We start from the raw sequence: 24,682 nt of genomic DNA, 5'->3' as shown, positions 1-24,682 counted from the left end.
GGATCCTATGTCGGGTTCGACGTCGAGGTGGGCCGCTGGTCGACGATGCGGCGCATCTTGCCCATCGACCGTTCCACAGTGTCCGGGGCAAGGACGTCGACCGCCACGCTCACGCCGATGGTGTTCTTCACCAGCTGCACCAGCGTGCCGCCGGCCCGCTCGGCGGCATCCACGGCGACGCCGGCGCGCCGCTCCACCCGCACCGTGAGGGTGTCCAGCCGGCCGTGCCGGTCAAGGACGCACTGGAAGTGCGGCGACAACTGCGGGATCCGCAGGATCAGCTCCTCGATCTGGGTGGGGAAGATGTTCACCCCGCGCAGGATCATCATGTCGTCGGTCCGGCCGGTGATCTTCTCGATCCGGCGCATCGGCCGGGCGGTGCCGGGCAGCAGCCGGGTCAGGTCGCGGGTGCGGTAGCGCACGACCGGCATCGCCTCCTTGCTCAGCGAGGTCAACACCAGCTCACCGCGCTCGCCGTCGGGCAGCACGGCCCCGGTGACCGGGTCGATGATCTCCGGGTAGAAGTGGTCCTCCCAGAGGTGCAGCCCGTCCTTGGTCTCGACGCACTCGGTCGCCACACCGGGACCCATCACCTCGGAGAGCCCGTAGATGTCGACGGCGTGGATGTCCAGCTGCTGCTCGATCTCCCGGCGCATGTCCTCGGTCCACGGCTCGGCCCCGAAGATGCCCACCCGCAGCGAGGTGGACCGCGGGTCGATGCCCTGGCGGCGCATCTCGTCCACGATGGCCAGCAGGTAGCTGGGCGTGACCATGATGACCTCGGGTTCGAAGTCGCGGATCAGCATGACCTGACGCTCGGTCATGCCACCGGAGACCGGGATGACGGTGCAGCCCAACTCTTCAGCCCCGTAGTGCGCGCCCAGACCGCCGGTGAAGAGCCCGTAGCCGTACGCGACGTGCACCCGGTCACCCGGACGGCCGCCGGAGGCGCGGATCGAGCGGGCCATCAGGCGCGCCCAGGTGCGCAGGTCGTCGCGGGTGTAGCCGACCACCGTCGGGCGGCCGGTGGTGCCGGAGGAGGCGTGCAGGCGGGCGACCCGCTCCCGGGGTACGGCGAACATGCCGAACGGGTAGTTCTCCCGCAGCTCGGCCTTGCCGGTGAACGGGAAGCGGGCCAGGTCGTCGAGATCCCGGCAGTCGTCGGGGTGCACCCCGACCGCGTCGAACGCCCGCCGGTAGTGCGGCACGTTGTCGTACGCGTGCCGCAGCGACCAGCGCAGTCGGTCGCGTTGCAGGGCGCGCAGCTCGTCGATGCCGGCGCGCTCGATCGGCTCCAGCTCCTCCGGACGAGGGGTGCGGTCCTGCATCGGCTGCCTCCTTGGCGCGGTCCCGGTGGGGCTGCGGGTACCGTACGCCCGCCGTCGCGCCGGCCGGCGGGGCGGTCAGCGGGCGGCGGGCAGCCGGTGCAGGGCGTCGACCAGTGGTGCCAGCTCGGGGGTGGCCTCCGCCTGGGCGAGCGCCTCGGTGAGCACCCGGTCGTGGGTCGGTCGGGTCTGGGCGAGCAGCTCGGAGCCGGCCGGGGTCAGCTCGGTGTAGATGCCGCGCCGGTCGTCGGCGCAGAGGATCCGGGTGAGCAGCCCCCGCTGTTCGAGGCGGGTGACCAGCCGGGTGGTGGCGCTGCCGGAGAGCGCGGCGGCGCGGGCGAGCTGGCTCATCCGCATGTGCCAGCCGTCCTGGCGGGACAGCGCGTCGAGCACTGTGTATTCGACGACGGAGAGGTCGTGGCCGGCCTGTAGGGCGCGTTCCAGGGACGTCTCGATCAGCCCGTGCAGGGCGGCGAGGGTGCGCCAACCCTGGGCGCGGATCTCGACCGCGTCGTCCGCGATGCCCATGGCTGCCTCCTCGGTGTGATCTGAACGGATGCCAGGCTACCACGCTTGCGCCGATATAAAGCGCGTGCAAGTATCTCGTTGCTGGCGCGTGTAGTTGCACACGCCTCACATCTGCCCCCTCTCGACGGGAAGACCATGTCCGTACGCCACACGTCCCTGCCGCCCGGCCTGATCGCGCTGGCCATCGGCGCCTTCGGCATCGGGCTCACCGAGTTCGTCATCATGGGGCTGTTGCCCGAGGTGGCCGCCGACTTCGCGGTCACCGAACCGGTGGCCGGCTGGTTGATCTCCGGCTACGCGCTCAGCGTGGCCGTCGGCGGGGTCGCCCTCACCGCGGCGGTCACCCGACTGCCGCGCAAACCGGTCCTGCTCGGCCTGATGGTGCTCTTCATCATCGGCAACCTGCTCTCCGCGATCGCCGGCGACTACGCCGTGATGATGGCCGGCCGGATCGTCGCCGCGCTCTGCCACGGCGCGTTCTTCGGCATCGGCGCGGTGGTCGCCGCCGGCCTGGTCGCACCCGCGCGCCGGGCGGGTGCCATCGCCATGATGTTCGCCGGCCTGACCATCGCCAACGTGCTCGGCGTGCCCTTCGGCACCTTCCTCGGGCAGCACTTCGGCTGGCGGTCGACGTTCTGGGCGATCACCGCCATCGGCGTGGTCGCCCTGGTCGGGCTGGCAGCGCTCATCCCGGCGGGCGACACCGCCGACGCCGACCGGCCGGCCGGCGGGCTGCGCGGCGAGTTGCGCGCCTTCACCCACGCCCAGGTCTGGCTCTCCCTGGTGATCACCGTCCTGGGTTTCGGTGGGATGTTCGGCGCGTTCACCTACATCGCCTACACGCTCACCGAGGTCAGCGGCTTCGCCTCCAGCACGGTGCCGTGGCTGCTGGTGCTCTTCGGAGCCGGGCTCTTCGCGGGCAACCTGCTCGGCGGCCGGGCGGCGGACCGGTCCCTGTCGCGCACCCTGGTCACCGTCCTGGCGGTGCTCACCGTGGTGCTCGTCGGCTTCGCGCTGACCGCCACCAACCCGGTGCTGACCATCGTCGCGCTGGTGCTGATGGGCGGGTTCGGCTTCGCCACCGTGCCGCCGCTGCAAATGCGGATCATGCGGTACGCCCAGCAGGCGCCAACCCTGGCCTCCGGGGCGAACATCGCCGCGTTCAACCTCGGCAACGCGCTGGGCGCCTGGATCGGCGGTGTGACCATCGCCGCCGGGCTCGGCTACACCTCGCCGATCTGGGCCGGTGCCGCGCTCACTCTGGCCGGCTTGGGCGTCCTGCTCGGAGCGCTGCGGTTGGCCCGTCGCGACGAGTCGGCCCGGGCCGACGAGGGCCTGGTGGACGCCGCGTTCTGACGGCGCGGGACGAGGACGCCGGGCCGGACGGAAGCGCCGGGCCCGGCGCCGCTCTGATCATCGCCTCGCCATCTTCTCGCAGTTGCAAAAGATGTGCAACAAGGTCTGGACAACGCACTCGTGGCGTAATTAGCCTGATCGCTATGACTCCTTACATCGAGGATCCCTGGGCCTGGCAGGAAAGCTGGGACCGCCAGCAGGAGGCCTACCTCCCGGACCGGGAACACCGGTTCGCCGCGATGCTCGACACCGTCGACGCGGTCATCGACGGCCGGGCACCGCGCGTGCTCGACCTGGCCGGCGGCACCGGCACCATCTCGCTGCGGACCCTCGCCCGCTTCCCCACCGCGCAGACGACGCTCGTCGACCTCGACCCGGCGCTGCTCGCCATCGCCAGCGCCTCGCTGGCCGACCGGGCCACCATCATCACGGCCGACCTCGGCACCCCCGAATGGCACTCCGCGCTCCCCCACCGCGAGTACGACGCCGTCCTCACCGCCACCGCCCTGCACTGGCTGCCGGCCGACCGGATCGGGCAGCTCTACGCCGAGGTGCGCGACGTGCTGCGCCCGGGCGGCGTCTTCGTCAACGCCGACCACATGCCGGACGACACCCTGCCGGAGCTGACCAAGCGGCTGATGGACCGGGCCCGTGACCGGCGCAACGCCCGGTACGCCGCCGGCTCGATGCTGTCCTGGTCGGACTGGTGGGAGCGGGCCGGCGCCGATCCGGCGCTCGCCCCGCTGGTCGCCCGGCGTCACGCGATCTACCCGACCGGGCACAGCCCCGAGTGGAACCCACCGGTCTCCTGGCACCTCGCCGCGCTCACCGCCGCCGGTTTCCGCGAGGTCGGCACGCTCTGGCGCGGCGGCCCGGACGCCGCGGTGGCGGCAGTGCGCTGACACCACCCTCCGCCGGCAGCGCGGCAAGCCCGACGGCAGGGCGCTGACGCCGCTGACGCCGGCACTACGCTGAGGAGCCGTGCCAGAGCCGTTCGAGCCGCGTACCGACCCCGACGTCGATCTGCGCGTCCCCGCCGACCGCCGCGAGCTGACCGCGCGCCCCGCGACGATTCTCGCGGTGATCGCGGCCGGCGGGGTGCTCGGCGCGCTGGCCCGGGCCGGCCTGCAACACGCCGTTCCCCACCCGCCGACCGGATTCCCGTGGGCCACCTTCACCATCAACACGTCCGGTTGCCTGCTGATCGGCGTGCTGATGGCGGTGCTCGGGCACCTCGACGGTGGGCATCCGCTGGCTCGCCCGTTCCTCGGGGTCGGGGTGCTCGGCGGCTTCACCACCTTCTCCACCTACGCGGTCGACGTCCAGCAGGCGATCGTCGCGGGCGCACCGGGCATCGCGCTGGCGTATCTCGCCGCGACGGTGCTCGGGGCGCTCGTCGCGGTCGGGCTGGGCGATGCGGTCACCGCCGGGCTGCTGCGCCGGGCGGCCCGATGACCGTCCTGCTCATCGCCCTGGGCGCGGCCATCGGCGCGCCGCTGCGCTACCTCGCCGACCGGGCCGTGCAGTCCCGACACGCCTCGGTGTTCCCCTGGGGCACATTGCTGGTCAACGTGGCAGGGTCGCTGCTGCTCGGCGCCTTGGCCGGATGGCCGGCTGGCCCGGCGGTCAGCGCGTTGCTCAGCACCGGCTTCTGCGGCGCGCTGACCACCTACTCCACCTTCAGCTACGAGACACTGCGGCTGACCAGGGGCGGGCACCGGCTGCTCGCCCTGGCCAACGTGCTGGGCAGCGTGGCCGCCGGACTCGCCGCGGCCACCGCCGGTTACACCCTGGCCCGCGCCCTGGCCGGCTGACCCCGCCAGCTCGATCGCCTCGCCATCAACGCCTCGACCAGGCGTCGACCCACAACACACCGAGGGTATATACGCGAGGTATACCCTCGGTGTAGTCTTCCGGCATGAGCGTGCCACTGACTCTTCTCGGCCTCCTCGAACGGGAGCCCAGCCACGGTTACGACCTGAAGCGCGACTACGACGCCTTCTTCGGCCGAGGCAAGCCGTTGCCGTTCGGCCAGGTCTACTCCACCCTCAGCCGACTGGCCCGCGACGGCAAGGTGGTGATCAGCGACGTCGCCCCCGGCTCCGGCCCGGACCGCAAGCGCTACGTCATCACCGACGTCGGGGCGACCGAGGTCGAGCAGTGGCTGACCCAGCCGGTCGACCCGGAACCACACCTGCAGACGGTGCTCTTCGCCAAGGTCGTGCTCGCGCTGATGCTCGACCGGCCGGCCGCCGAATACCTCGACACCCAGCGCAGCGCGCACCTGCGGCGGATGCGGGAGCTGACCGAGATCAAGCGCGCCGGCAGCCTGGTCGACGCGCTGCTCGCCGACCACGGCCTCTATCACCTGGAGGCGGACCTCCGGTGGATCGAGATGACCGGCGCCCGACTGGACGCCCTGCGGAAGGAGGTGCGGCGGTGAGCGTCGTGATCGAAGCGCGTGACGTCGAATTCTCCTTCGGTCAGACCCCCGCCCTGCGCGGCGCCAGCCTCGCCGTGGACGCGGGCGAGATCGTCGCCGTCATGGGCCCCAGCGGCTCGGGCAAGTCCACCCTGCTGCACTGCCTGGCCGGCATCCTGGTGCCCGACTCCGGCGAGATCCTCTTCGACGGGGCCAAGGTCCACGCCATGGCCGAGACCGAGCGCAGCAGCCTGCGCCGGGACCGGTTCGGGTTCGTGTTCCAGTTCGGCCAGCTCGTCCCCGAGCTGACGGCGGCCGAGAACGTCGCCCTTCCGATGCTGCTCAGCGGCGTACGCCGGACCGAGGCGCTGCGCAGGGCGTACACCTGGTTCGAGCGCCTCGGCCTCGACGGCATGCAACAGCGCCGATCGGGTGAGTTGTCCGGTGGGCAGGCGCAGCGCGTAGCCCTGGCCCGGGGCCTGGTCGCCGAGCCGCAGGTGCTCTTCGCCGACGAGCCGACCGGCGCGCTCGACTCGCTCACCGGTGAGCAGGTGATGGACCTGCTGGTCGGCGCCGCCCGCGAGCAGGGCACCACTGTCATCCTGGTCACCCACGAGGCGAGGATCGCCGCGTACGCCGACCGCGAGGTCATGGTCCGCGACGGGCGCGTGAACGCGCCGGACCGGATCGCCTCATGATCCGCTTCGGGCTCCGCCTCGCCGTGGCCGGCGGCCGTGAGGCGCTCACCCGCCTGATCGTCATCGCCGCCGCCGTCGCGGTCGGCAGCGGTCTGCTGCTGACCACACTCGCCGGGGTCAACGCCGTCGACGCCCAGCTCACCCGGTACGCCTCGGTGTATCCCAGCGCCTCGACCGGCGGCGACGCCGACCCGCTGTGGTGGTCGACCCGAAACGACTACTTCCGCGGCGAGCAGATCATCCGGATCGACGTGGCCGCCACCGGCTCGAACGCGCCCACCCCGGCCGGCGTCCCGACCACTCCCGGTCCCGGCGAGTTCTACGCCTCGCCCGCGCTGCGGGAACTGCTGGCCGCGCACCCGGCCGACCAGTTGAGCGACCGTTACCCGGGCCGTGACGTCGGCACCGTCGCCCCCGCCGGGCTGACCTCACCGAACACCCTGCTCGCCATCGTCGGCGGCACCCCGGACAGCGTCGGCAAGCTGCCCGACGCCAGGCAGGTCAGCGACGTCGGTGACAAACCAGCGCTTCCCGAGACCGCGGTGAACCTCATCCTGGGCGTGATCGCCGGCGGGCTGCTGTTCCCGGTACTGATCTTCATCGGCACCGCCACCCGGCTCAGCGCCGCCCGCCGGGAGCAGCGTTTCGCCGCGATGCGCCTGGTCGGGGCGACGCCCCGGCAGATCTCGACGGTCGCCGCGGTGGAGGCGGCCGCCGCCGCCGTCGCCGGCACCGCCGTCGGCTTCGGCCTGTTCTACGCCTTCCGCGACCCGCTCGCGGGCATCCCGTTCACCGGCATGCCGTTCTTCCCCAGTGACATGTCACTGGGCGTGCTGGACGTCCTGCTGGTGGCGCTCGGCGTCCCGGCCGGCGCGGCGCTGGCCGCCCAGGTCTCGCTGCGCCGGGTACGGATCTCGCCGCTGGGCGTCACCCGCCGGGTCACCCCCCGTGCGCCGCGCGCGTACCGGCTGATCCCGATCCTGCTCGGCGTCGCCGTGCTGTTCTTCGCCATCAGCTTCCGGCCCGCCACGTCCGACGGCCAGGCGGCGGTGTTCCTGCCCGGGCTGCTGCTCATCATGCTCGGCCTGATCTTCGCCGGCCCCTGGCTGACGATGGTCGGTGCCCGGGTGATGGCCCGGTACGCCAGCCGCCCCGCCACCCTCATCGCCGCGCGGCGTCTCGCCGACAACCCGAAGGCAGGCTTCCGGGCGATCAGCGGCATCATGCTCGCGCTCTTCGTGACGAGCGTGGCCGTCGGCGTGATCACCACGATCATCGACAACCGCGGTCCGGCCCCGATCGGCTCGACCGATGCGGGCACGGTGACCACCGTCTTCGACGAGAAGGTGCCGTCGGTGCCCGACCCGCTCTTCGCCGAGCTGCGGGCGATCAGCGGCGTACGGTCCGCGACCGCCGTCCGGGAAGACCCGGACATCATGAACGGCGGCGAGGGCGGGTTGATCGCGTGCACCGACCTCCCGAGCGCGTACGGCCGGTGCGCCGACGGCGCGAGCGTCATCGAGGTGCCGATCGGTCTCAGCCGCTGGCGGGAGTCGGCCTCGCCCGCGACGGTCTGGCCCGCCGCGTCGTTCACCCTCGACGAGCTCCAGCGGCTACCGGTCGGGTCGATGGTCGTCGGCACCGACGGTTCCGCCGCCGCCGTCGAGCGCGTCCGCACCGTGCTGGAGGTCGCCTTCCCGAGCTTCTGGGTGGGGCCGAACGTGCCCGGCGACTTCGAGTCGGACTTCGCCGACACGCTGCGCGGCTGGGAACAACTGGCCAACGTCATCATCATCGCCAGCCTCGCGCTCGGCGGGTGCAGCCTCGCGGTCAGCGTCATCGGCGGCCTCACCGAACGCCGACGCCCGTTCAGCCTGCTGCGGCTCAGCGGAGCGCCGGTACGGGTGCTGCGTCGGGTGGTCGCGTTGGAGAGCGCCGTACCGATGCTCGCCGTCGCCGCGGTCGCCATCGGCATGGGTCTGCTCGCCGCCCACCTGTTCCTGCGGGCGCAGATGGGTTACACGCTCGTCGCGCCGCAGCCGGGCTTCTACGTGATCGTCGTCGTCGGGTTGGCGGCCTGCCTCGCCGTCATCGCCTCCACCCTGCCGCTGCTGGAACGGATCACCGGTCCGGAGACCGCCCGCAGCGAGTGACCGTCAGACCGTGGGCCCGGTGGTCGACAGCGCGACCACCGGGCCGACGACGAAGACGGCGGGCGGACGGATGCCCTCCCGGGCGGCCGACGCGCCGATCTCGTCCAGCCGGGCGGACACCGACCGCTGCTCGGGCAGCCCGGCGTCCTGCACCGCGAGCACCGGCGTCTCCGGGGCGCGACCGTGCTCGATCAGCGCCGACGCGATCTTGGCGATGGTGTCGACTGCCATCAGCAACACGACGGTGCCCCGGGCGCGGGCCAGCGCCGCCCAGTCGACCAGCGAGTCGGGGTGCCCGGGCGGCAGGTGTCCGGACACGACGGTGACGTCGTGCGCCACGCCCCGGTGGGTGACCGGCACGCCGGCCAGGGCCGGTGCGGCGAGCGCGCTGCTCACCCCGGGAACCACAGTCACCGGCACACCGGCGGCCGTGCAGGCCTGCACCTCCTCGTGGCCGCGCCCGAAGACGTACGGGTCACCACCCTTGAGCCGGACCACCCGGCGGCCAGCCCGGGCGTGCGACACCAGGGCCTCGTTGATCGCCTCCTGGGCCATCGACGGGCCGCGCGGCACCTTGGCGGCGTCGACCACCAGCACGTCGGGGCGCAGCCCGGCGAGCAGTCCCTGCGGGGCCAACCGGTCGACCACCACCACGTCCGCGGCGTCGAGCAGGGCTTGTCCGCGTACCGTGATCAGGTCGTCGGGTCCGGGCCCGCCGCCGACCACCGCCACCGACCCGTGGTCGTGGTGGTGGTCGTACCCATGGTGGTCGTGCCCGTGGTGATGGTGGTGGCCGACCGGGTCGTCGGGGTGGTCGTGCGGGCGTTGCGGGCGGCCAACCTTGTCGGCGAAGCCGGGCATCAGCACCCGGTACGCGCAGGTGTCGCAGTTCATCCGGATGTCGCCGCCCAGCGCCTCGGCGTAGCGTTCCCGCACCAGGTCGGCGAGCGCGTCGCAGTCGCCGATCACGTCGGCGACCCGCACGTCCAGGTCGGGGTGGGCGGCGGCGAACTCCGCCGACTGGGCGACGATCCGGTCCGGTAGCACCCCGGCGAACAGGAAGTACGGCGCGACGACGATCCGCCGCGCGCCGAGACGGCGCAGCCGCTCCAGCACGGCCGGCACCGACGGCTGGGCGAGGGAGATGAACCCGGGCTCCACGCCCGCGTAGCCGCGCCCCTCTGAGAGCAGCCGGGCGACCTTGGCGACCTCGGCGTTGGCGTCCGGGTCGGTCGACCCCCGCCCGATCAACGCCACCCACGTGCCGGCCCGATCGGCACCGGCCACCTCCGTGCCGGCCCGGCCGGCACCCGCCAGCGCGGCGTCGATGCGTTCTTCGAGGGCGGTGTGCAGTAGCGGGTGCGGGCCGAGCGGGCGGCCGTAGCGGTAGGTCAGCCCGGGGTGGCGTTCCTGCTCCCGGGCCATGGCGGCGGGGATGTCGCCCTTGCCGTGGCCGGCGCCGGTGAGCACCAGCGGCAGCGCCACGAGCGCCCGGTGCCCGCGCGCGACCAGCGCGCCGACCGCGTCGGTCAGCGGTGGGCGGGACAGCTCGATGAAGCCGCCCTCGACGTCGCCGAGGTCACCGCGACGACGGACCCGCTCGACGAGAGCGGCGAACTGGTCGACCCCGGCCGCGCTGCGCGTACCGTGCCCGACGATGACCAATCCGGTCATGACTTCTCCTCGACGTAGAGCAGGGCGTTGAGGGCGGCGGCGGCGACCGCCGAACCACCCTTCTCGCCCACGTTGGACACGGCGGGCAGGCCGCTGGCCCGCAGCGCCGCCTTCGATTCGGCGGCGCCCACGAAGCCGACCGGCAGGCCGACGACCAGCGCCGGTGCGGCGTGCAGTGTGAGCAGTTCGACGAGCGCGGTGGGCGCGCAGCCGACCACCCAGACCGCGCCGGGCCCGACCCGGTCCAGGGCGATCCGCACGGCCGCCGCCGATCGGGTGATGCCGGCCGAGCGGCCCAGGTCGGCCGCGGCCGGCTCGGCGACCGGGCAGACCAGTTCCAGGCCGGTGCGGGTGATGCCGGCGGCGACCATCGCCACGTCCGTCACCACGGGTACGCCCGCGCGCAGCGCGGCCAGCCCGGACCGCAGGGCGGTCTCGTCGCAGACGAGGTCGTCGACGTAGGCGAGGTCGGCGCTGGCGTGCACCACCCGTTCGGTCACCGCGCGGCTCAGCGGCGGCAGGTGCGACAGGTCGACGCGCTCGCGCAGGATGCGGTACGACTCGACCTCGATGGGGTGCACCACCCGGCTCATCGGGCTCCTTCCGACGGCTCGACGACGCGGATCGCGTCGACGGGGCAGATCTCCAGGCACTCCAGGCAGCCGGTGCACCGGTCGGCGCGGACGGTGAGGCCACCGGCGATTGGTGTGATGGCGTGCGTGGGGCAGGTGCGCAGGCAGGCGCCGCAGCCCTGGCAGGCGTCGATGGTCACGAGCGCCACCGGTACCCCCGGGGAGTGACCATCCGGCCGGCGACCAGCCGTGTGTCGCTGTTGCCGACGACCACCACGCTGTACATGTCGACGATCGCCGGGTCGAGCGTGGCCACCGTGGCGAGGTGGACCTGTTCGCCGGGGCGGCTGGCGTTGCGCACCACCCCCACCGGGGTGTCCGGTGGCCGGTGCCCGGCGAGGATGCCGAGCGCCTTGCCGAGCTGCCAGTCCCGGGCCCGGCTGCGCGGGTTGTAGAACACCGTCACGAAGTCACCCTCGGCGGCGGCGGTCACCCGTCGCTCGATGACCTCCCACGGGGTGTGCAGGTCGGACAGGCTCAGGTAGGCGTGGTCGTGGCCGAGCGGCGCGCCGAGCAACGCGCCGGCGGCGAGGGCGGCGGTCACCCCGGGCACGCCCACCACGTCGATCCGCTCGTCGGCGTACTCCAGGGCGGGGCTGGCCATCGCGTACACCCCGGCGTCGCCGGAGCCGATCAGCGCGACCGCCCGGCCGGCGGCGGCCTCGGCGACGGCGGCGCGGGCCCGCGCCTCCTCCGCGCCCAGCCCGCTGGCGAGCACCCGGGTGCCGGGGCGCAGCACGTCGCGGACCTGGTCGAGATACTGGTCGAGGCCGACCACCACGGCGGCGCGACGCAGTTCGGTGACCGCGCGGGGGGTGCGCAGGTCGGCGGCGCCGGGCCCGAGGCCGACGACGGCGAGCCGGCCGCGTGGCGCGTGCCGGGCCACCGCCACGGTGGCCATCGCCGTCGCGGTCTTGCTCACCAGCAGCGTCGCGTCGCCGGCCCGGCCATCCGAGCCGAGCAGGGCCGCGGCCTCCGCCACGCTCGGCGTGCCGACCGCGGCCCGGACCACCTCGCTGGGGTGCGGCACGTCGACCGCCGCGAGGCGCGTCGCCGGCCAGGTCACCAGGGGTACGCCGAGCGTGTCGGCGGTGCTGCGGATGCCCGCCTCGTCGGCTTTGATGTCGGCGCTGGCCAGGCAGCGCAGGCTCGCCGGGTCGAGGCCGGCCTCGGCCAGCACCCGGTGCAGCAGCTCCGCCACCTCGGCGGCCGGTACGCCCCGACTCGCGCCCACCCCGGCGACCAGCGACGGCGGCCGCAGCACGGCGGTCCGCCCGTCGGTCGGCACCACCCGGTCGGTGACCAGCAGCCGGTACCCGTCGTCCGGTGTGTCCTCATCGCTGGCGCGCACGTTCGGGGGCAGGGCGGGCAGCGGCCAGTCGGCGTCGGCGACCAGTCGGACCGGTTCACCGTCCAGGATGGCCCGGGACACCGCGGCCACCGCGCCGTGGACCGGCCAGCCGAGGGTGTCCAGCCCGGGCAACCCGACCGCGTCGGTGGCGGTGGTGATCACCGCTCGGGCGTCCAGCAGGGCGGCGACCTGCTCGGCGAGGGCGTTGCCGCCACCGGCGTGCCCGCCCAGCAGTGCCACCGCGTGCCGGGCCGCCTCGTCGACGACCACCACCGCCGGGTCGGTGCGCTTGTGGCCGAGCGGCGCGACGATCCGTACGACCGCCCCGGTGGCCAGGAACGCGACCACCGCGTCACAACCGGCCCAGGCGGCGCGCAGCGCCTCGGCCACGGTGTCCCGCTCGACCAGCCGGGCGTGCGGCCACGCGGCGGCCAGGGTGTCGGCGTGCCGGCGGCCGGCGGCGGTGGCCGCCACCAGGCCGATCCGGGCGGGCGGGTTCTGGTCGGTCACTGGCGCTCCCCGGTGAGGACGACCACCGGGTTGGTGGCCGCGAGACGGATCGACCCGCCGGGCAGGTCGGCGAGGCGGGCGGCGGAGAGCTGGCTGCCCTCGACCGCGTAGCCGGCGGCGCGCAGCAGACCGACTGCCGGCGCGACGCGGTCCAACGCGGCCAGGGTGAGCACGATCCGTGCGGGTCGGCGGGCCAGCACGGCGGTCAGGACGTCGACGCCGCCGCCACCGACGAAGACCGCATCCGGTTCGGGTAGCCCGTCCAGCGCCGCCGGGGCGCGCCCCACGACGATCCGGACGTCGACGGCGTGCGTGGCCGCGTTGTCCCGGATCGTCGCGGCGGACGTCGGATCCTGCTCGACGGCGAGCACTGCCGCGCCGAGCAGCGCGCACTCGATGCCGACCGAGCCGCTGCCCGCGCCGACGTCCCAGACGAGGCGGCCCAGTCGGGGGCGCAGCCGGGCGACGACCAGGGCCCGCACCTCCGACTTGGTGATCATGGAGTCGCGGTGGGCGTACCGGTTTTCCGGCAGCGCCCACCCGCCGGCCGGCGCGGCGGCTGGCTGGTTGTCGGAGCGCATCCCAGCGGACGCGACCCGATCCGGGTCGGCGAGGCTGAGTAGGACGTGCGGGTCGGCCCAGGTCTCGGCGGTGGCCTGCTCGGGGGTCACCGCGCGGATCCGTTCGGCGGCGGTGCCCAGGTGCTCGGCGACCAGCAGGCGACGGGACCAGCCGATCAGGCCGGCACCCAGCTCGGCCGCCCCGGCGCCGGGCGCGGTGAGCACCGCGACCAGTGGCAGCGCCCGGCAGGCGTTCACTGCGGTTCGGGGGTCACGCCCGTGCGCGGTGACCACTGCCGCGCCGTCCCAGGGCAGCCCGGCGCGGGCGAACGCGGCGGCCACACTGGACACCGCCGGCACCACCCGCAGCGGCAGGCCGGCCGCGCGCAGCCGCCGGACGATGCCGAACAGGCCGGGGTCGCCGCTGGCCAGCACCACGGCCGGCACCCCGGTGTCGACGGCCTCGGCGAGGCGGCGCAGGGCGGGGGCGAGCGGCCCGAGGGTGGCGGTGTCCGCGTCGGCCGGTACGGGCACGGCAGCCAGGTGCCGGGCGGCCCCGACCACCAGCCCGGCAGCGGCCAGCACCGGCGCGAGAGCGGGATGCGGCGGTGCGCCGGCCGCGTCCAGGCCGACCACGGTCACCGGGGCCACCGGGCCCACCTGGGTCGTCGGGATCACCGGCTTCGCCCGGGTCGTCGGTGGCATCGGTTCCGCCCGGGTCACCGGCTCAGCCCGCGTCATCCGGACCACCGGCCGGACGAGGCGACGACGTGCGCTCCGGCGAAGTCGACCATCGCCACGTCCACTGTGACCGTCGGCCCGGCGAAGCGCCGCAACACCGCCTGGACCCGCTGGCAGAGCAGGTCACCGGCCGGGGCGAGCAGCCCGGCGGCCTCCCACAGCTCGTACGCGTGCCGCCCGGTGTTCGCCTCGGTCACGGCGGCCACGAGCGACGGATCGCCGCCGGCCTCGGCGGTCACCGCGCCGAGCAGCGACAGATCCACCTTGGAGCGGGTGTAGTGGGTCATCAGGATGCCCGCCGCGAGTTTGGCGAGCTTGCCGGCCATGCCGACGAAGACCACACCGGTCATCGCGTCCTCGACGGCGGCGGTGACCGCCGCGCCCGTGAAGTCGCCGACCTCGACGAAGCACACCTCGGGCAGGTCCGGCAGCAGCGCACGGGCGGCCCGCTCGGTACGCCCACCGGTGCAGAGCACCACTGCGCGCTCGCCCTGGGCGGCCATCACGTGCACTGCCTGCACCACGCTGGCCCGCCACGACGCGGTGGAGAAGGGACGAACGATCCCGGTGGTGCCGAGAATCGAGATCCCGCCGAGGATGCCGAGGCGGCGGTTGGTGGTCTTGCGGGCCATGATCTCGCCCCGGGGCACGCTGATCACCACCCGCACCCCGACCTCGCCGAGGTCGACCACCTCGGCGACCGCCTCGCCGATCATCCGGCGGGGGGTGTCGTTGATCGCCGGGCCGCCGACAGCGAGCCCGAGGCCGGGCTTGGTCACCGTGCCGACGCCGGCGCCGCCGGCCAGCCGCAGCCCAGGGACGTCGGTCCAGTTCACTGTGGCGGTCAGCTCGGCGCCGTGGGTGACGTCCGGGTCGTCCCCGGCGTCCTTGACCACCACCGCCTCGGCGCGCACCGGTGGGGTGCCGGTCACCTCGCAGCGTTCGACAGGAAAGCGCACCCGGCGCCCGGCGGGCAGCCCGATCTCCACCTCCTGTTGGGTCTCGCCGGTGACCAGCGCGGTGACCGCTGCCTTGGCCGCCGCCGTCGCGCACGCCCCGGTGGTCCAGCCGGTGCGCAGCGCGGTGGGCCGGACCTTCGCGGTACGCGGCAGGTCCGGCTCGCGCAGCGGCGGCTCGGCGTACGTCATGGGGTTTCTGTTTCTCCGGCGCGGGCGCGGCGCAGCTCGGCGCGGGCGGCCGGCTCGGCCCGGCGGAAGGTGTGGAAGTGCCCGGGGTGGTAGAGGTGCGAGCGGGTGCCCTCGGCGGCGAGCGCCGGCCCGACCAGGAACAGGGTGTGCTTCCACAGCTTGTGCTGCTTGACGGTCGCCTCCAGGGTGCCGACAGTGCAGCGGACCACCAGCTCGTCGGGCCAGGTCGCCTGGTACGCCACGACGGCCGGGGTGTCCGGCGGGTAGCCGCCGGCCAGCAGCTCGGCCTGCACCTGCCCGGAGCGGGCGGCGGAGAGGAACAGGGCCATGGTGGTGCCGTGCCGGGCGAAGTCGCGGACCCGCTCGCCGGGCGGCATCGGGGTCTTGCCGCCTTCGAGGCGGGTGAGGATCACCGACTGGGCCACCTCGGGCACTGTCAGTTCCCGTCCGACGATCGCCGCGACGGCGGTGAACGAGGACACCCCGGGCACGATCTCGACGGCCAGGCCGAGCGCCCGGCACAGGTCCAGCTGCTCCTGCACCGCGCCCCACAGCGCCGGGTCTCCGGAGTGGATCCGGGCCACCGTCAGCCCCTGTTCGGCGGCGCGCCGGTAGAGCGGCAGCACACCCTCGATGGGCAACTGCGACGAGTCGACGATCTCCGCGTCGGGGCGGGCGTGCGCCAGCACGTCGGCGTGCACCAGGCTGGCCGCCCAGATCACGATGTCCGCCTCGGCGATCACCCGGGCGGCCCGCAGGGTCAGCAGGTCCGCCGCACCGGGGCCGGCACCGACGAACCACACCTTCGCGTCGCTGGTCACAGCTTTCCTCCTCGGTGCTCACGGCGGGCCGGAACCAGCAGCGTCGACAGGTACGGCAGGTCGTCCCCGGTGTCGTCGACCGGCCCGACGCGTTCACCGGGCAGCCCCAGGCTGCGGCCGAGCACCGCGTCGGCGAGGCGGCCCTGCCGGCGCAGTTCGGCGAGCAGCTCCGGGTGCCGCCGCCAGCCCTTGTAGGCGACCACGGTGCCCGGCCCGGCGAGGGCGTCGGCGAAGAGCGCCAGGCCCGCGGTGGCCGGCAGCAGGGTGAGCGGTTCGCGTCCCTCGCAGAGCGGGGTGCCGCTGCGCGCCGCCAGCTCCTGCATGGCGGTGACACCGGGCACTGTCGCCACCCGCACCGCCGGGCGCAGCGCGCGGACGCTCTGGGCCAGGTACCCGAAGGTGGAGTAGACGTTGGGGTCGCCGATGGTGGCGAACGCCAGCGACCGTGCGCCCGCGTCGATCGCCTCGGCCACCACCCGGGCCGCCTCGTCCCACGCCTGCGCCCGGCGCACGGTCACCCCACCCCGGTCGTCCAGCGCGAACGGCAGCCGACGCAACCGGTCCGCGGCGACGTGCTGCCGCACTGTCGCCTCGGCCCGCCCGGCCTGCGCGCCCGGCGGCGTCGGAGCGGCGGTCGCGCCGGGTTCGGCCCGGTCCGCCATCACGGGTACGAAGACCAGGTCGGCCTCGCCCAGCAGCCGCACCGCCTTGACGGTGAGCAGCTCCGGGTCGCCGGGGCCGACACCGACCCCGGTGAGCGTGGCGGTCATCGGGCCGCCTCGACCAGTCGGCGGGCCGCGCCGGGGTGACCGGCCCAGTGGGTGTGCAGGTAGGACGCGTGCACCCGGCCGGAGACGAAACCGTGCTCGGCGTCGTTCCACCGCCACGCCGGTGCGTCGCCGTGCCCCGGGTCGGTGGTGGTGCGGTGGAACTCGTGGCCGCGTACCTGCGCACCGGCGCGGGCCACCGGGGAGTCGGTGCTCGCCACTGCCTCCCGGTAGCCGAGGGTGAGCCGGTCGGTCATCCGGGCGGTCAGGTCCAGCCGACCGCACATCGGTACGCCGTCCAGGGACCGCCCGAGGTAGAGCAGCCCGGCGCACTCGGCCACGATCGGCCCGTCGAAGTCGGCCAGCTCGGCGCGCAGCGCGGTGTTGTCGGCAAGCGCCTGGGCGTACGCCTCGGGGAAGCCGCCGCCGATCACCACCGCGCGGGTGCCGGTGGGCAGCGCCGGGTCGCGCAACGGGTCGACGGTGACGACGTCCGCGCCGGCCGCGGTGAGCAGTTCGGCGGTCTCCGCGTACGAGAAGGTGAAGGCCGGACCACCGGCGAGCGCGACGCGTGGTCGCTCGACGCCGGCCGCCCCGCCGACGGCGGCGACCGGGTTCCACGCCGGGGTCGTCAACGGTGCGGCGGTGCGGGCCAGGTCGAGCACGGCGTCGACGTCCACCGTGGCCTCGACCAGTTCGGCAAGGGCGGTGACGATGGCGAGCGACTCGGGTGCCCGCTCGGCGACCGGCACCAACCCGAGGTGCCGGGCCGGCGCGGCCACCTCGGCGGCGCGGGTGACCGCCCCGAGCACGGGTACGCCCACCTCGGCGAGGGCGTCGCGCAGCAGTGTCTCGTGCCGGGGTGAGCCGACCCGGTTGAGGATCACCCCGCCGATCCGAACCGCCGGGTCGAACGCGGCCATGCCGAGGGTGAGCGCGGCGGCCGAACGGCCCTGCGCGGTGGTGTCCAGCACCAGCAGCACCGGTGCCTCGATCAGCCGGGCGACGTGCGCGGTGGAGGCGAAGTCACGCCGCCCCACCGCGCCGTCGTGCAGGCCCATGACGCCCTCGACCACGGCGACGTCGGCGGGCGTGGGGACGCTCGCGCCGTGTCGCAGCAGGGGGGTGATCAGGTCGGGCCCGACCAGGAACGGGTCGAGGTTGCGGCCGGCTCGCCCGGCGGCGAGGGCGTGGTAGCCGGGGTCGATGTAGTCGGGGCCGACCTTGTGCGGGCTGACGGCGAGTCCCCGTCGGCGGAGCGCGGCGAGCAGCCCGGTGGCGACCGTCGTCTTGCCGTGGCCACTGGCCGGGGCGGCGACCACCACCCGGGGCAGCGCCCACTGCCCGCTCACCATTCGATGCCCTTCTGGCCCTTCTGACCGGCGTCCATCGGGTGCTTGACCTTGGTCAGCTCGGCGACCAGGTCGGCGGCGGCCACCAGGCGCGCGTCGGCGTCCCGACCGGTGATCACGACGTGCTGGAAGCCGGGCCGGTCGGCCAGCGTGGCGACCACCTCGTCGACGTCCACCCAGCCCCACGTCATCGGGTAGGTGAACTCGTCCAGCACGTACAGCCCGTACCGTTCGGCGGCCAGGTCACGCTGGATCTGCCGCCAGCCCTCCAGGGCGTCGGCGGCGTGGTCGGCGTCGCCGCCGCGCTGGATCCAGGACCAGCCCTCGCCCATCTTGTGCCAGGCCACCGGCGCGCCCTGGCCGGTGCGCTCGTGCACCTCGCCGAGGGTCCGGAAGGCGCTCTCCTCCCCCACCCGCCACTTGGCGCTCTTGACGAACTGGAACACCCCGACCGGCAGTCCGGCCGTCCAGGCCCGCAACGCCAGCCCGAAGGCCGCCGTCGACTTCCCCTTCATCTGCCCGGTGTGGACCATCAACAGCGGCCGGTGCCGCCGCTGCCGGGTCGTCAACCCGTCAGCGGGCACAGTGCTCGGTCGTCCCTGCGGCATCAGGCCGTCCCCCGTTCCGCGATCGCCGCTTCCGCGATCTTGCAGCTTCTGTTGGTCATATGCGCGCTTAGTCCCTTATGCCGCGACAGCAAGTGCAAGATCGCGGGGGCCGGGGTGGGGGTGGGTCAGGGACTCCAAAGGGGTTCTGGGGGCACTGAGCTGGGTGGCCAGGCGGGTGGCCAGGTGGAGGCGGACCGGGCCGGACTCGCAGTCGACGACCACGCAGGCAGCGTTGGTGGCGGCCAGGACCTGCGCCGCCGCTGCTGCCCGGTCCAGTGGGCGGGTGCCGGCGGTGGCCCGACCATCGGTGACGATGAGGACCAGCGGGCGGCGCTTCGGATCGCGCAGGCGCTCCACCCGCAGCAGGTCGACGGCGGCGAGCAACCCCTCGGCCAGCGGTGTCCGCCCACCGGTGGGCAACTCGGCCAGCCGGGTCGAGGCGGCCAACACCGACGAGGTCGCCGGCAGCAGGGTCCGGGCACCGGCACCCCGGAACGCGATCACCGCGACCTTGTCCCTGCGCTGGTACGCGTCGGTGAGCAGGGCGAGCACCGCGTCCTTCACAGTGGTCATCCGCTGCCGGGCCCCCATCGATCCGCTCGCGTCCACCACGAAGAGCACCAGGTTGCCCTCGCGCCCTTCGCGAACCGCCTCCCGCAGGTCGTCGCGGCGCAGTCGCAGCGGACCGGTGAGCCGGCCCCGGGCCGCCTGGTGCGGCGCGGCGGCGCGGATCGTGGCCGGCAGGTGCAGCGCGCCGACCCGGCCCGCCGGCACCCGGGCGCCGGTGGTGCGACCCCGCCCGGTCCGGGCCCGCGACCGCCGGCCCGGCACCCCGTCACCCAGGCCGGGCGCGGTCAGCGTCCGCGCCCGCAGCCCACCCCGGGGTACGGCCACCAGCTGCGACTCCCCGCCCCGGGTCGGGTCCTCGGCACCGGCCGACGCTCCCCGGCCACCGGGCGTCCCCGCGTTCCGACCGGCGCCGTTCGGGTGCTGCGGCCAGCGGTCGTCGCCCCGGTCACCCGGCTGACGCTGCGGCCAGCCGTCGGTACCGTCCGGGCCGTCGGTGCGCCCGTCCGGGCCCGCGCCGTCACGTGCCGTCGAATACCCGGCCGACCCGGGTTCGCCCTGCTCGACCCCGTCACCGCCGGCGTCGCCGCCCTGGGCTCCGCCGCCAGCCGGGCTACTTCCGTTCGGGCCGCCGTCACCGGCCGGGCCACCACCGTTGGGGCCACCGCCGTTGGGGCCACCGTCGTCGGGGCCGTCGGGGCCGTCGTCGTCCGGGTCGTCGGGGTGGGCGTCCTGGGCGTGCTGCAACGCCTCGTCGAGGCGCTTCTCGTCCAGGCCGGGGGTGTCGAACGGGTCGCGGCGGCGGCGGTGCGGCAGGGCCAGCCGGGCGGCCACCCGGACGTCGTCCATGGTGACCCGGTCCCGGCCGTGCCAGGCGGCGTGGGCGAGGGCGGTGCGGGCGGTCACGATGTCGGCGCGCATCCCGTCCACGTCGAACGCCGCGCACACCTCGGCGATCTGCCGCAACGCGGCGTCCGGCAGTCGTACCCCGGGCAGCCGGCGGCGGGCGGCGGCGACCTGGGCGGCGACCTGGGCGTCCGCGTCCGCCCACCCGGCGGCGAAGCCGACCGGGTCGGCGTCAGCGGCGAGCCGGCGGCGGACCACCTCGACCCGGATCTCCGGGTCCCGGCTGGCGTTCACCTCCACGGTGAGCCCGAACCGGTCGAGCAACTGCGGGCGCAGCTCGCCCTCCTCCGGGTTCATCGTGCCGACCAGCAGGAACCGGGCCGCGTGGCTGACCGAGACGCCCTCCCGCTCCACGTGGCTGCGGCCCATCGCCGCCGCGTCGAGCAGCAGGTCGACCAGGTGGTCGTGCAGCAGGTTGACCTCGTCGACGTAGAGCACTCCCCGGTGCGCGGCGGCGAGCAGACCCGGCTCGAACGCGCGGACCCCCTCGCCGATCGCCTTCTCCAGGTCCAGCGCGCCGACCACCCGGTCCTCGGCGGCGCCCACCGGCAGCTCGACCAGGCGGGCCGGGCGGGTCTCGGCGGCGGCGGCGGCCGGATGCGGGCCGTCCGGGCACGCCGGGTCGGGCCCGGCCGGGTCACAACCGAACCGGCAACCGGCCACCTGGCGCACCGGGGGCAGCAGCGCGGCGAGGGCCCGCACGGCGGTGGACTTCGCGGTGCCCTTCTCGCCCCGGACCAGGACCCCGCCGATCGCCGGGGAGACCGCGTTGAGCAGCAACGCCAGTCGCATGTCGGCCATGCCGAGCACCGCGCTGAAGGGATAAGTCGCCACGGCGCCTCCTTTCGTTCGCGACTGCGGGGCTCGCAGAACCGGCTCACTCCTCGCGCTCACGCCCGGTCCTCCAGGTCGCCCTCGCTGGCCAGGTACGTGTCGCGCAGCCGGTCCAGGGTGGCCGGCTCCGGCTCGGCCCACAGCCCCCGGTCGGCGGCCTCCAACAGCCGCTCGGTGATGCCGCGCAGCGCCCACGGGTTGGACCGCTCCAGGAACTCCCGGGTGGTGTCGTCGAAGAGGTACGCGGCGGCGAGGTGTTCGTACATCCAGTCGTCGACGACACCGGCGGTGGCGTCGTAGCCGAACAGGTAGTCCACTGTGGCCGCCAGCTCGAACGCGCCCTTGTAGCCGTGCCGGCGCATCGCGGCGATCCACTTCGGGTTGACCACCCGGGCCCGGAACACCCGCCGGGTCTCCTCGCCCAACGTGCGGGTGCGCACGTCGTGCGGCATCGCCGAGTCCCCCACGTACGCCGCCGGTGACGTGCCGGTGAGGTGGCGGACCATCGCCACCATCCCGCCGTGGTACTGGAAGTAGTCGTCGGAGTCGACGATGTCGTGCTCGCGGGTGTCCTGGTTCTTCACCGCCACCGCGATCCGGGCGAACGAGCGTTCCATGTCGGCGCGCGCCTCCCGCCCGTCCAGGCCCCGGCCGTACGCGTAGCCGCCCCACACCGCGTACACCTCGGCCAGGTCGGCGTCGCTGCGCCAGGTGCGGGCGTCGATCAGGGGCAGCAGCCCCGCCCCGTACGCGCCGGGCTTGGAGCCGAAGATCCGGGCGGTGGCCCGCCGCTCGTCGCCGTGCTCGGCGAGGTCGGCGGCGACGTGCGCGCGCAGGTAGTTCTCCTCGTCCGGCTCGTCCAGGGCGGCGACCCGCCGGACGGCGTCGTCGAGCAGCGCCACGACGTGCGGGAACGCGTCGCGGAAGAAACCGGAGATGCGCACCGTGACGTCGACGCGCGGCCGGCCCAGCTCGGCGGTCGGCACCACAGCGATGCCGGTGACCCGCCGGGACCGCTCGTCCCAGACCGGCCGGCAGCCCAGCAACGCGAGCACCTCGGCGATGTCGTCACCCTGGGTCCGCATGGCGCTGGTGCCCCACACTGTCAACCCGACCGACCGGGGGTACCCGCCGGTGTCGGCGAGGTGCCGGGCCAGCAGCGAGTCGGCGAGGGCCACCCCGACGTCCCAGGCGTTGCGGCTGGGGATGGCCTTCGGGTCGACGGAGTAGAAGTTGCGGCCGGTGGGCAGCACGTTGACCAGGCCCCGGGTGGGTGAGCCGGACGGGCCGGGCGGCACGAACCTCCCGTCGAGCGCGCCGAGGGTGTGGGTCAGCTCGTCGGTGGTCCGGTCCAGGCGGGGCACCAGCTCGGTGGCGGCGAAGCGCAGCACCGCGGCGGCGTCCGGGATCGGTCGCCCGGTCGCCTCCGCCACCACGGCGTCGGCGGCGTCCACCGCCCAGCCCTGGGCCTCCATGCCGACGACCAACCGCCGCGCGAGCGCTTCGATGAGGTCGATCGCGTCGGCGGCGGTGCCGGCCGGCCCGTCCACCACGTCGGTGAGCGCCGTGGGCAGCGCCAGTCGCTGTCCCGGCGTCGCGAGCAGTTCCTGCTCGTCGAGGGAGTACGCGGCGGCCAGGGCCTGCCGCAGACCGGGCAGCGCGCGGGCGCCGCCCCAGATCTGCGGGGCGCGCAGCACCGCCAGGACCAGGTTGACCAGTGCCTCGCCGGTGGGCGCGTCGGCGAGGATGTGCAGCCCGTCGCGGATCTGCACGTCCTTGACCTCGCAGAGGTACCCGTCGAGGTGCAGCACGAAGTCGTCGAAGTCGTCCGGGTCGGGCATCGCCTCGGCGTGCAGGTCGTGGTGCAGCTCGGCGGCGCGCACCAGGTCCCAGATCTGGGCCCGCACGGTGGGCACCTTGGCCGGGTCGAGGGCCTGCACGGTGGCGTACTCGTCGAGCAGTTGCTCCAGTTTGGCCAGGTCGCCGTAGGTCTCGGCGCGGGCCATCGGCGGGACCAGGTGGTCGACGACCACGGCGTGCGCCCGCCGCTTGGCCTGGGTGCCCTCACCGGGGTCGTTGACGATGAACGGGTACACCAGCGGCAGGTCGCCGAGGACCGCGTCGGGCGCGCAGTTGGCGGCCAGGCCGAGGCCCTTGCCGGGCAGCCACTCCAGGGTGCCGTGCTTGCCCAGGTGCACCACGGCGTCCGCGCCGAAGCCGCCGTCCGCGACCGGCGCGGTCAACCAGCGGTACGCGGCCAGGTAGTGGTGACTCGGCGGCAGGTCCGGGTCGTGGTAGATCGCGATCGGGTTCTCCCCGAAGCCGCGCGGCGGCTGGATCAGCAGCACCACGTTGCCGAAGCGCAGCCCGGCGAGCACGATGTCGTCGCCGTCGGTGTACAGCTCGCCGGGCGGCTCACCCCAGTGTTCCCTGATCCGCTCCCGCAGCTCGGCCGGGACCTGGTCGAACCAACGCCGGTACGTCTGCCCCGGTATCCGGGCCTCGGCGCCGGCCAACTGCTCGGGGGTGAGCCACTCCACGTCGTGGCCACCGGCGGCGATCAGCGCGTGGATCAGCGCGTCGCCGTCGGTGGGCACCGGGCCGTCGCCCAGGTGGTAGCCGGCGTCCGCGAGCGCGGCGAACAACCGGACCGCCGACGCCGGGGTGTCCAGGCCGACCGCGTTGCCGACCCGGGAGTGCTTCGTCGGGTACGAGCTGAGCACCACGGCGACGCGCTTGTCGGCGGCCGGCACGTACCGCAGCCGGGCGTGGCGCACCGCGATCCCGGCGACCCGGGCGGCCCGCTCGGGGTCGGCGGCGTAGACCGAGAGCCCGTCGGCGTCGATCTGCTTGAACGAGAACGGCACGGTGACGATCCGGCCGTCGAACTCGGGGATGGCCACCTGCATGGCGGCGTCCAACGGGGACAGCCCGGCGTCGCTGTCGGCCCACTGCGCCCGGGTGCTGGTGAGACAGAGCGCCTGGATGATCGGCACGTCCAGGGCGGCCAGGACGCCGACGTCCCAGGCGTCCTCGTCGCCGCCGCCGGAGGCGTCGGCGGCGACCGCACCGCCAGCCGCGAGCACGGTGACCAGCAGCGCGTCACAGCGGGCGAAGAGCCCGAGCGGGCCGGCGTCGGCGGTCAGCCCGCGCAGGGAGCCGCAGAAGATCGGCAGCGGGTTGCCGCCGGCCGCCCGGACCGCCTCGACCAGCACGTCGATGAAGCCGGTGTTGCCGGCCAACGCGTGTGCCCGGTAGAAGACGATCCCCACTGTGGGCCGGTACGGGTCGGCCAGGTGCGCGCCGTGCACCCCGTACGCCGGGGTGCGCGCGGGCGGGGCGAACCCCTCACCGGTGAGCAGCACCGTGTCGGAGAGGAACCGCGCCAACTGCCCCAGGTTGTCCGGGCCGCCCTCGACCAGGTACGCCAGCGCCTGGGTCGCGACACCGGACGGCACGGTGGAGCTGGCCATCAGCTCCGCGTCGGGTGTCGCCTCGCCGCCGAGCACCACCGTCGGCACGCCGGTCGCGAGCACCGCGGCGAGGCCGTCCGGCCACGCCTGCCGACCGCCGAGCAGGCGTACGACGACGAGGGCGACCCCGTCGAGCAGGGCGGGCACCTCGTCGACGGTGACCCGCGCGGGGTTGGCCAACCGGTAGTCGGCGCCGCTGGCGCGGGCGGCCAGCAGGTCGGTGTCGGCGGTGGAGAGCAGCAGGATGCGCACGGCA

At 74.5% G+C, this 24,682-nt stretch carries 21 protein-coding genes; 7 read left to right on the top strand and 14 right to left on the bottom strand.

The features are described from left to right. Positions 1–5: 5 nt before the first annotated feature. Both paaK and KBX26_RS19670 read right to left on the bottom strand, forming a co-directional pair. Positions 6–1,328 carry a phenylacetate--CoA ligase PaaK gene (gene paaK / locus KBX26_RS19675; protein WP_210862057.1) on the bottom strand — a complete coding sequence of 441 codons (1,323 nt, stop codon included), beginning with the start codon at positions 1,326–1,328 and terminating at the stop codon, positions 6–8. A 75-nt stretch (positions 1,329–1,403) separates the two neighbouring features. Continuing rightward, complete coding sequence (locus KBX26_RS19670) at positions 1,404–1,853, bottom strand: MarR family winged helix-turn-helix transcriptional regulator (RefSeq protein WP_030327558.1); 450 nt, start codon at positions 1,851–1,853, stop codon at positions 1,404–1,406. A 135-nt stretch (positions 1,854–1,988) separates the two neighbouring features. Here KBX26_RS19670 and KBX26_RS19665 point away from each other — a divergent pair, with 135 nt between their 5' ends. From KBX26_RS19665 to KBX26_RS19635, 7 genes are all read left to right on the top strand, one after another. Beyond that, positions 1,989–3,209, top strand: coding sequence for an MFS transporter (locus tag KBX26_RS19665; protein ID WP_247680837.1), 1,221 nt, complete (start codon positions 1,989–1,991; stop codon positions 3,207–3,209). Between the two features lie 143 nt (positions 3,210–3,352). Continuing rightward, entirely contained in the window at positions 3,353–4,111 is a 759-nt protein-coding gene (locus tag KBX26_RS19660) for a trans-aconitate 2-methyltransferase (RefSeq protein WP_210866104.1), read from the top strand. A 79-nt stretch (positions 4,112–4,190) separates the two neighbouring features. Further along, complete coding sequence (locus KBX26_RS19655; RefSeq protein ID WP_210866103.1) at positions 4,191–4,664, top strand: CrcB family protein; 474 nt, start codon at positions 4,191–4,193, stop codon at positions 4,662–4,664. Further along, positions 4,661–5,023, top strand: coding sequence for a fluoride efflux transporter CrcB (crcB, locus tag KBX26_RS19650; protein ID WP_210866102.1), 363 nt, complete (start codon positions 4,661–4,663; stop codon positions 5,021–5,023). The genes KBX26_RS19655 and crcB overlap by 4 nt, the downstream gene beginning before the upstream one ends. A gap of 104 nt (positions 5,024–5,127) precedes the next feature. Beyond that, positions 5,128–5,652, top strand: a complete 525-nt coding sequence (locus tag KBX26_RS19645) for a PadR family transcriptional regulator (protein WP_210866101.1) — start codon at positions 5,128–5,130, stop codon at positions 5,650–5,652. Next, positions 5,649–6,329 carry an ABC transporter ATP-binding protein gene (locus tag KBX26_RS19640; RefSeq protein ID WP_030327550.1) on the top strand — a complete coding sequence of 227 codons (681 nt, stop codon included), beginning with the start codon at positions 5,649–5,651 and terminating at the stop codon, positions 6,327–6,329. The genes KBX26_RS19645 and KBX26_RS19640 overlap by 4 nt, the downstream gene beginning before the upstream one ends. Continuing rightward, a complete protein-coding gene (locus KBX26_RS19635; RefSeq protein WP_210866100.1) occupies positions 6,326–8,482 on the top strand; it encodes an FtsX-like permease family protein in 2,157 nt (718 codons plus the stop codon). Before KBX26_RS19640 ends, KBX26_RS19635 begins: the two co-directional genes overlap by 4 nt. Positions 8,483–8,485: 3 nt before the next feature. Here the strand turns inward: KBX26_RS19635 and cobA are convergent, their stop codons facing one another. The 12 genes from cobA to cobN form a co-directional block, all read right to left on the bottom strand. After that, complete coding sequence (cobA, locus tag KBX26_RS19630) at positions 8,486–10,156, bottom strand: uroporphyrinogen-III C-methyltransferase (protein WP_210866099.1); 1,671 nt, start codon at positions 10,154–10,156, stop codon at positions 8,486–8,488. Then, the gene (locus KBX26_RS19625) at positions 10,153–10,749 is read right to left on the bottom strand and encodes a precorrin-8X methylmutase (RefSeq protein ID WP_210866098.1); all 597 of its coding nucleotides are present in this window, start codon (positions 10,747–10,749) and stop codon (positions 10,153–10,155) included. The genes cobA and KBX26_RS19625 overlap by 4 nt, the downstream gene beginning before the upstream one ends. Next, positions 10,746–10,937, bottom strand: a complete 192-nt coding sequence (locus KBX26_RS19620; protein WP_210866097.1) for a DUF362 domain-containing protein — start codon at positions 10,935–10,937, stop codon at positions 10,746–10,748. The genes KBX26_RS19625 and KBX26_RS19620 overlap by 4 nt, the downstream gene beginning before the upstream one ends. Continuing rightward, complete coding sequence (gene cobJ, locus KBX26_RS19615) at positions 10,925–12,649, bottom strand: precorrin-3B C(17)-methyltransferase (RefSeq protein ID WP_210866096.1); 1,725 nt, start codon at positions 12,647–12,649, stop codon at positions 10,925–10,927. Before cobJ ends, KBX26_RS19620 begins: the two co-directional genes overlap by 13 nt. Then, positions 12,646–13,914, bottom strand: a complete 1,269-nt coding sequence (gene cbiE / locus KBX26_RS19610) for a precorrin-6y C5,15-methyltransferase (decarboxylating) subunit CbiE (protein WP_210866136.1) — start codon at positions 13,912–13,914, stop codon at positions 12,646–12,648. Before cbiE ends, cobJ begins: the two co-directional genes overlap by 4 nt. 32 nt (positions 13,915–13,946) lie before the next feature. Further along, a complete protein-coding gene (locus KBX26_RS19605) occupies positions 13,947–15,098 on the bottom strand; it encodes a cobalt-precorrin-5B (C(1))-methyltransferase (RefSeq protein ID WP_210866095.1) in 1,152 nt (383 codons plus the stop codon). After that, a complete protein-coding gene (gene cobM, locus KBX26_RS19600) occupies positions 15,095–15,919 on the bottom strand; it encodes a precorrin-4 C(11)-methyltransferase (protein ID WP_210866094.1) in 825 nt (274 codons plus the stop codon). The genes KBX26_RS19605 and cobM overlap by 4 nt, the downstream gene beginning before the upstream one ends. Beyond that, positions 15,916–16,689, bottom strand: coding sequence for a precorrin-2 C(20)-methyltransferase (gene cobI, locus KBX26_RS19595; RefSeq protein ID WP_210866093.1), 774 nt, complete (start codon positions 16,687–16,689; stop codon positions 15,916–15,918). Before cobI ends, cobM begins: the two co-directional genes overlap by 4 nt. After that, positions 16,686–18,041: a cobyrinate a,c-diamide synthase gene (locus tag KBX26_RS19590; protein ID WP_210866092.1), complete on the bottom strand. Its 1,356-nt coding sequence runs from the start codon at positions 18,039–18,041 to the stop codon at positions 16,686–16,688. Before KBX26_RS19590 ends, cobI begins: the two co-directional genes overlap by 4 nt. Continuing rightward, a complete protein-coding gene (gene cobO / locus KBX26_RS19585) occupies positions 18,035–18,646 on the bottom strand; it encodes a cob(I)yrinic acid a,c-diamide adenosyltransferase (RefSeq protein WP_210866091.1) in 612 nt (203 codons plus the stop codon). The genes KBX26_RS19590 and cobO overlap by 7 nt, the downstream gene beginning before the upstream one ends. A gap of 75 nt (positions 18,647–18,721) precedes the next feature. Continuing rightward, positions 18,722–21,013, bottom strand: a complete 2,292-nt coding sequence (locus KBX26_RS19580; RefSeq protein WP_374224315.1) for a VWA domain-containing protein — start codon at positions 21,011–21,013, stop codon at positions 18,722–18,724. After that, the gene (gene cobN / locus KBX26_RS19575) at positions 21,010–24,678 is read right to left on the bottom strand and encodes a cobaltochelatase subunit CobN (RefSeq protein WP_210866090.1); all 3,669 of its coding nucleotides are present in this window, start codon (positions 24,676–24,678) and stop codon (positions 21,010–21,012) included. The genes KBX26_RS19580 and cobN overlap by 4 nt, the downstream gene beginning before the upstream one ends. Positions 24,679–24,682: the final 4 nt, after the last annotated feature.

Source organism: Micromonospora sp. C97, assembly GCF_018070385.1.
GTDB classification, from domain to species: Bacteria; Actinomycetota; Actinomycetes; order Mycobacteriales; family Micromonosporaceae; genus Micromonospora; species Micromonospora parva.
This window is presented reverse-complemented; position numbering and strand designations above follow the sequence as displayed.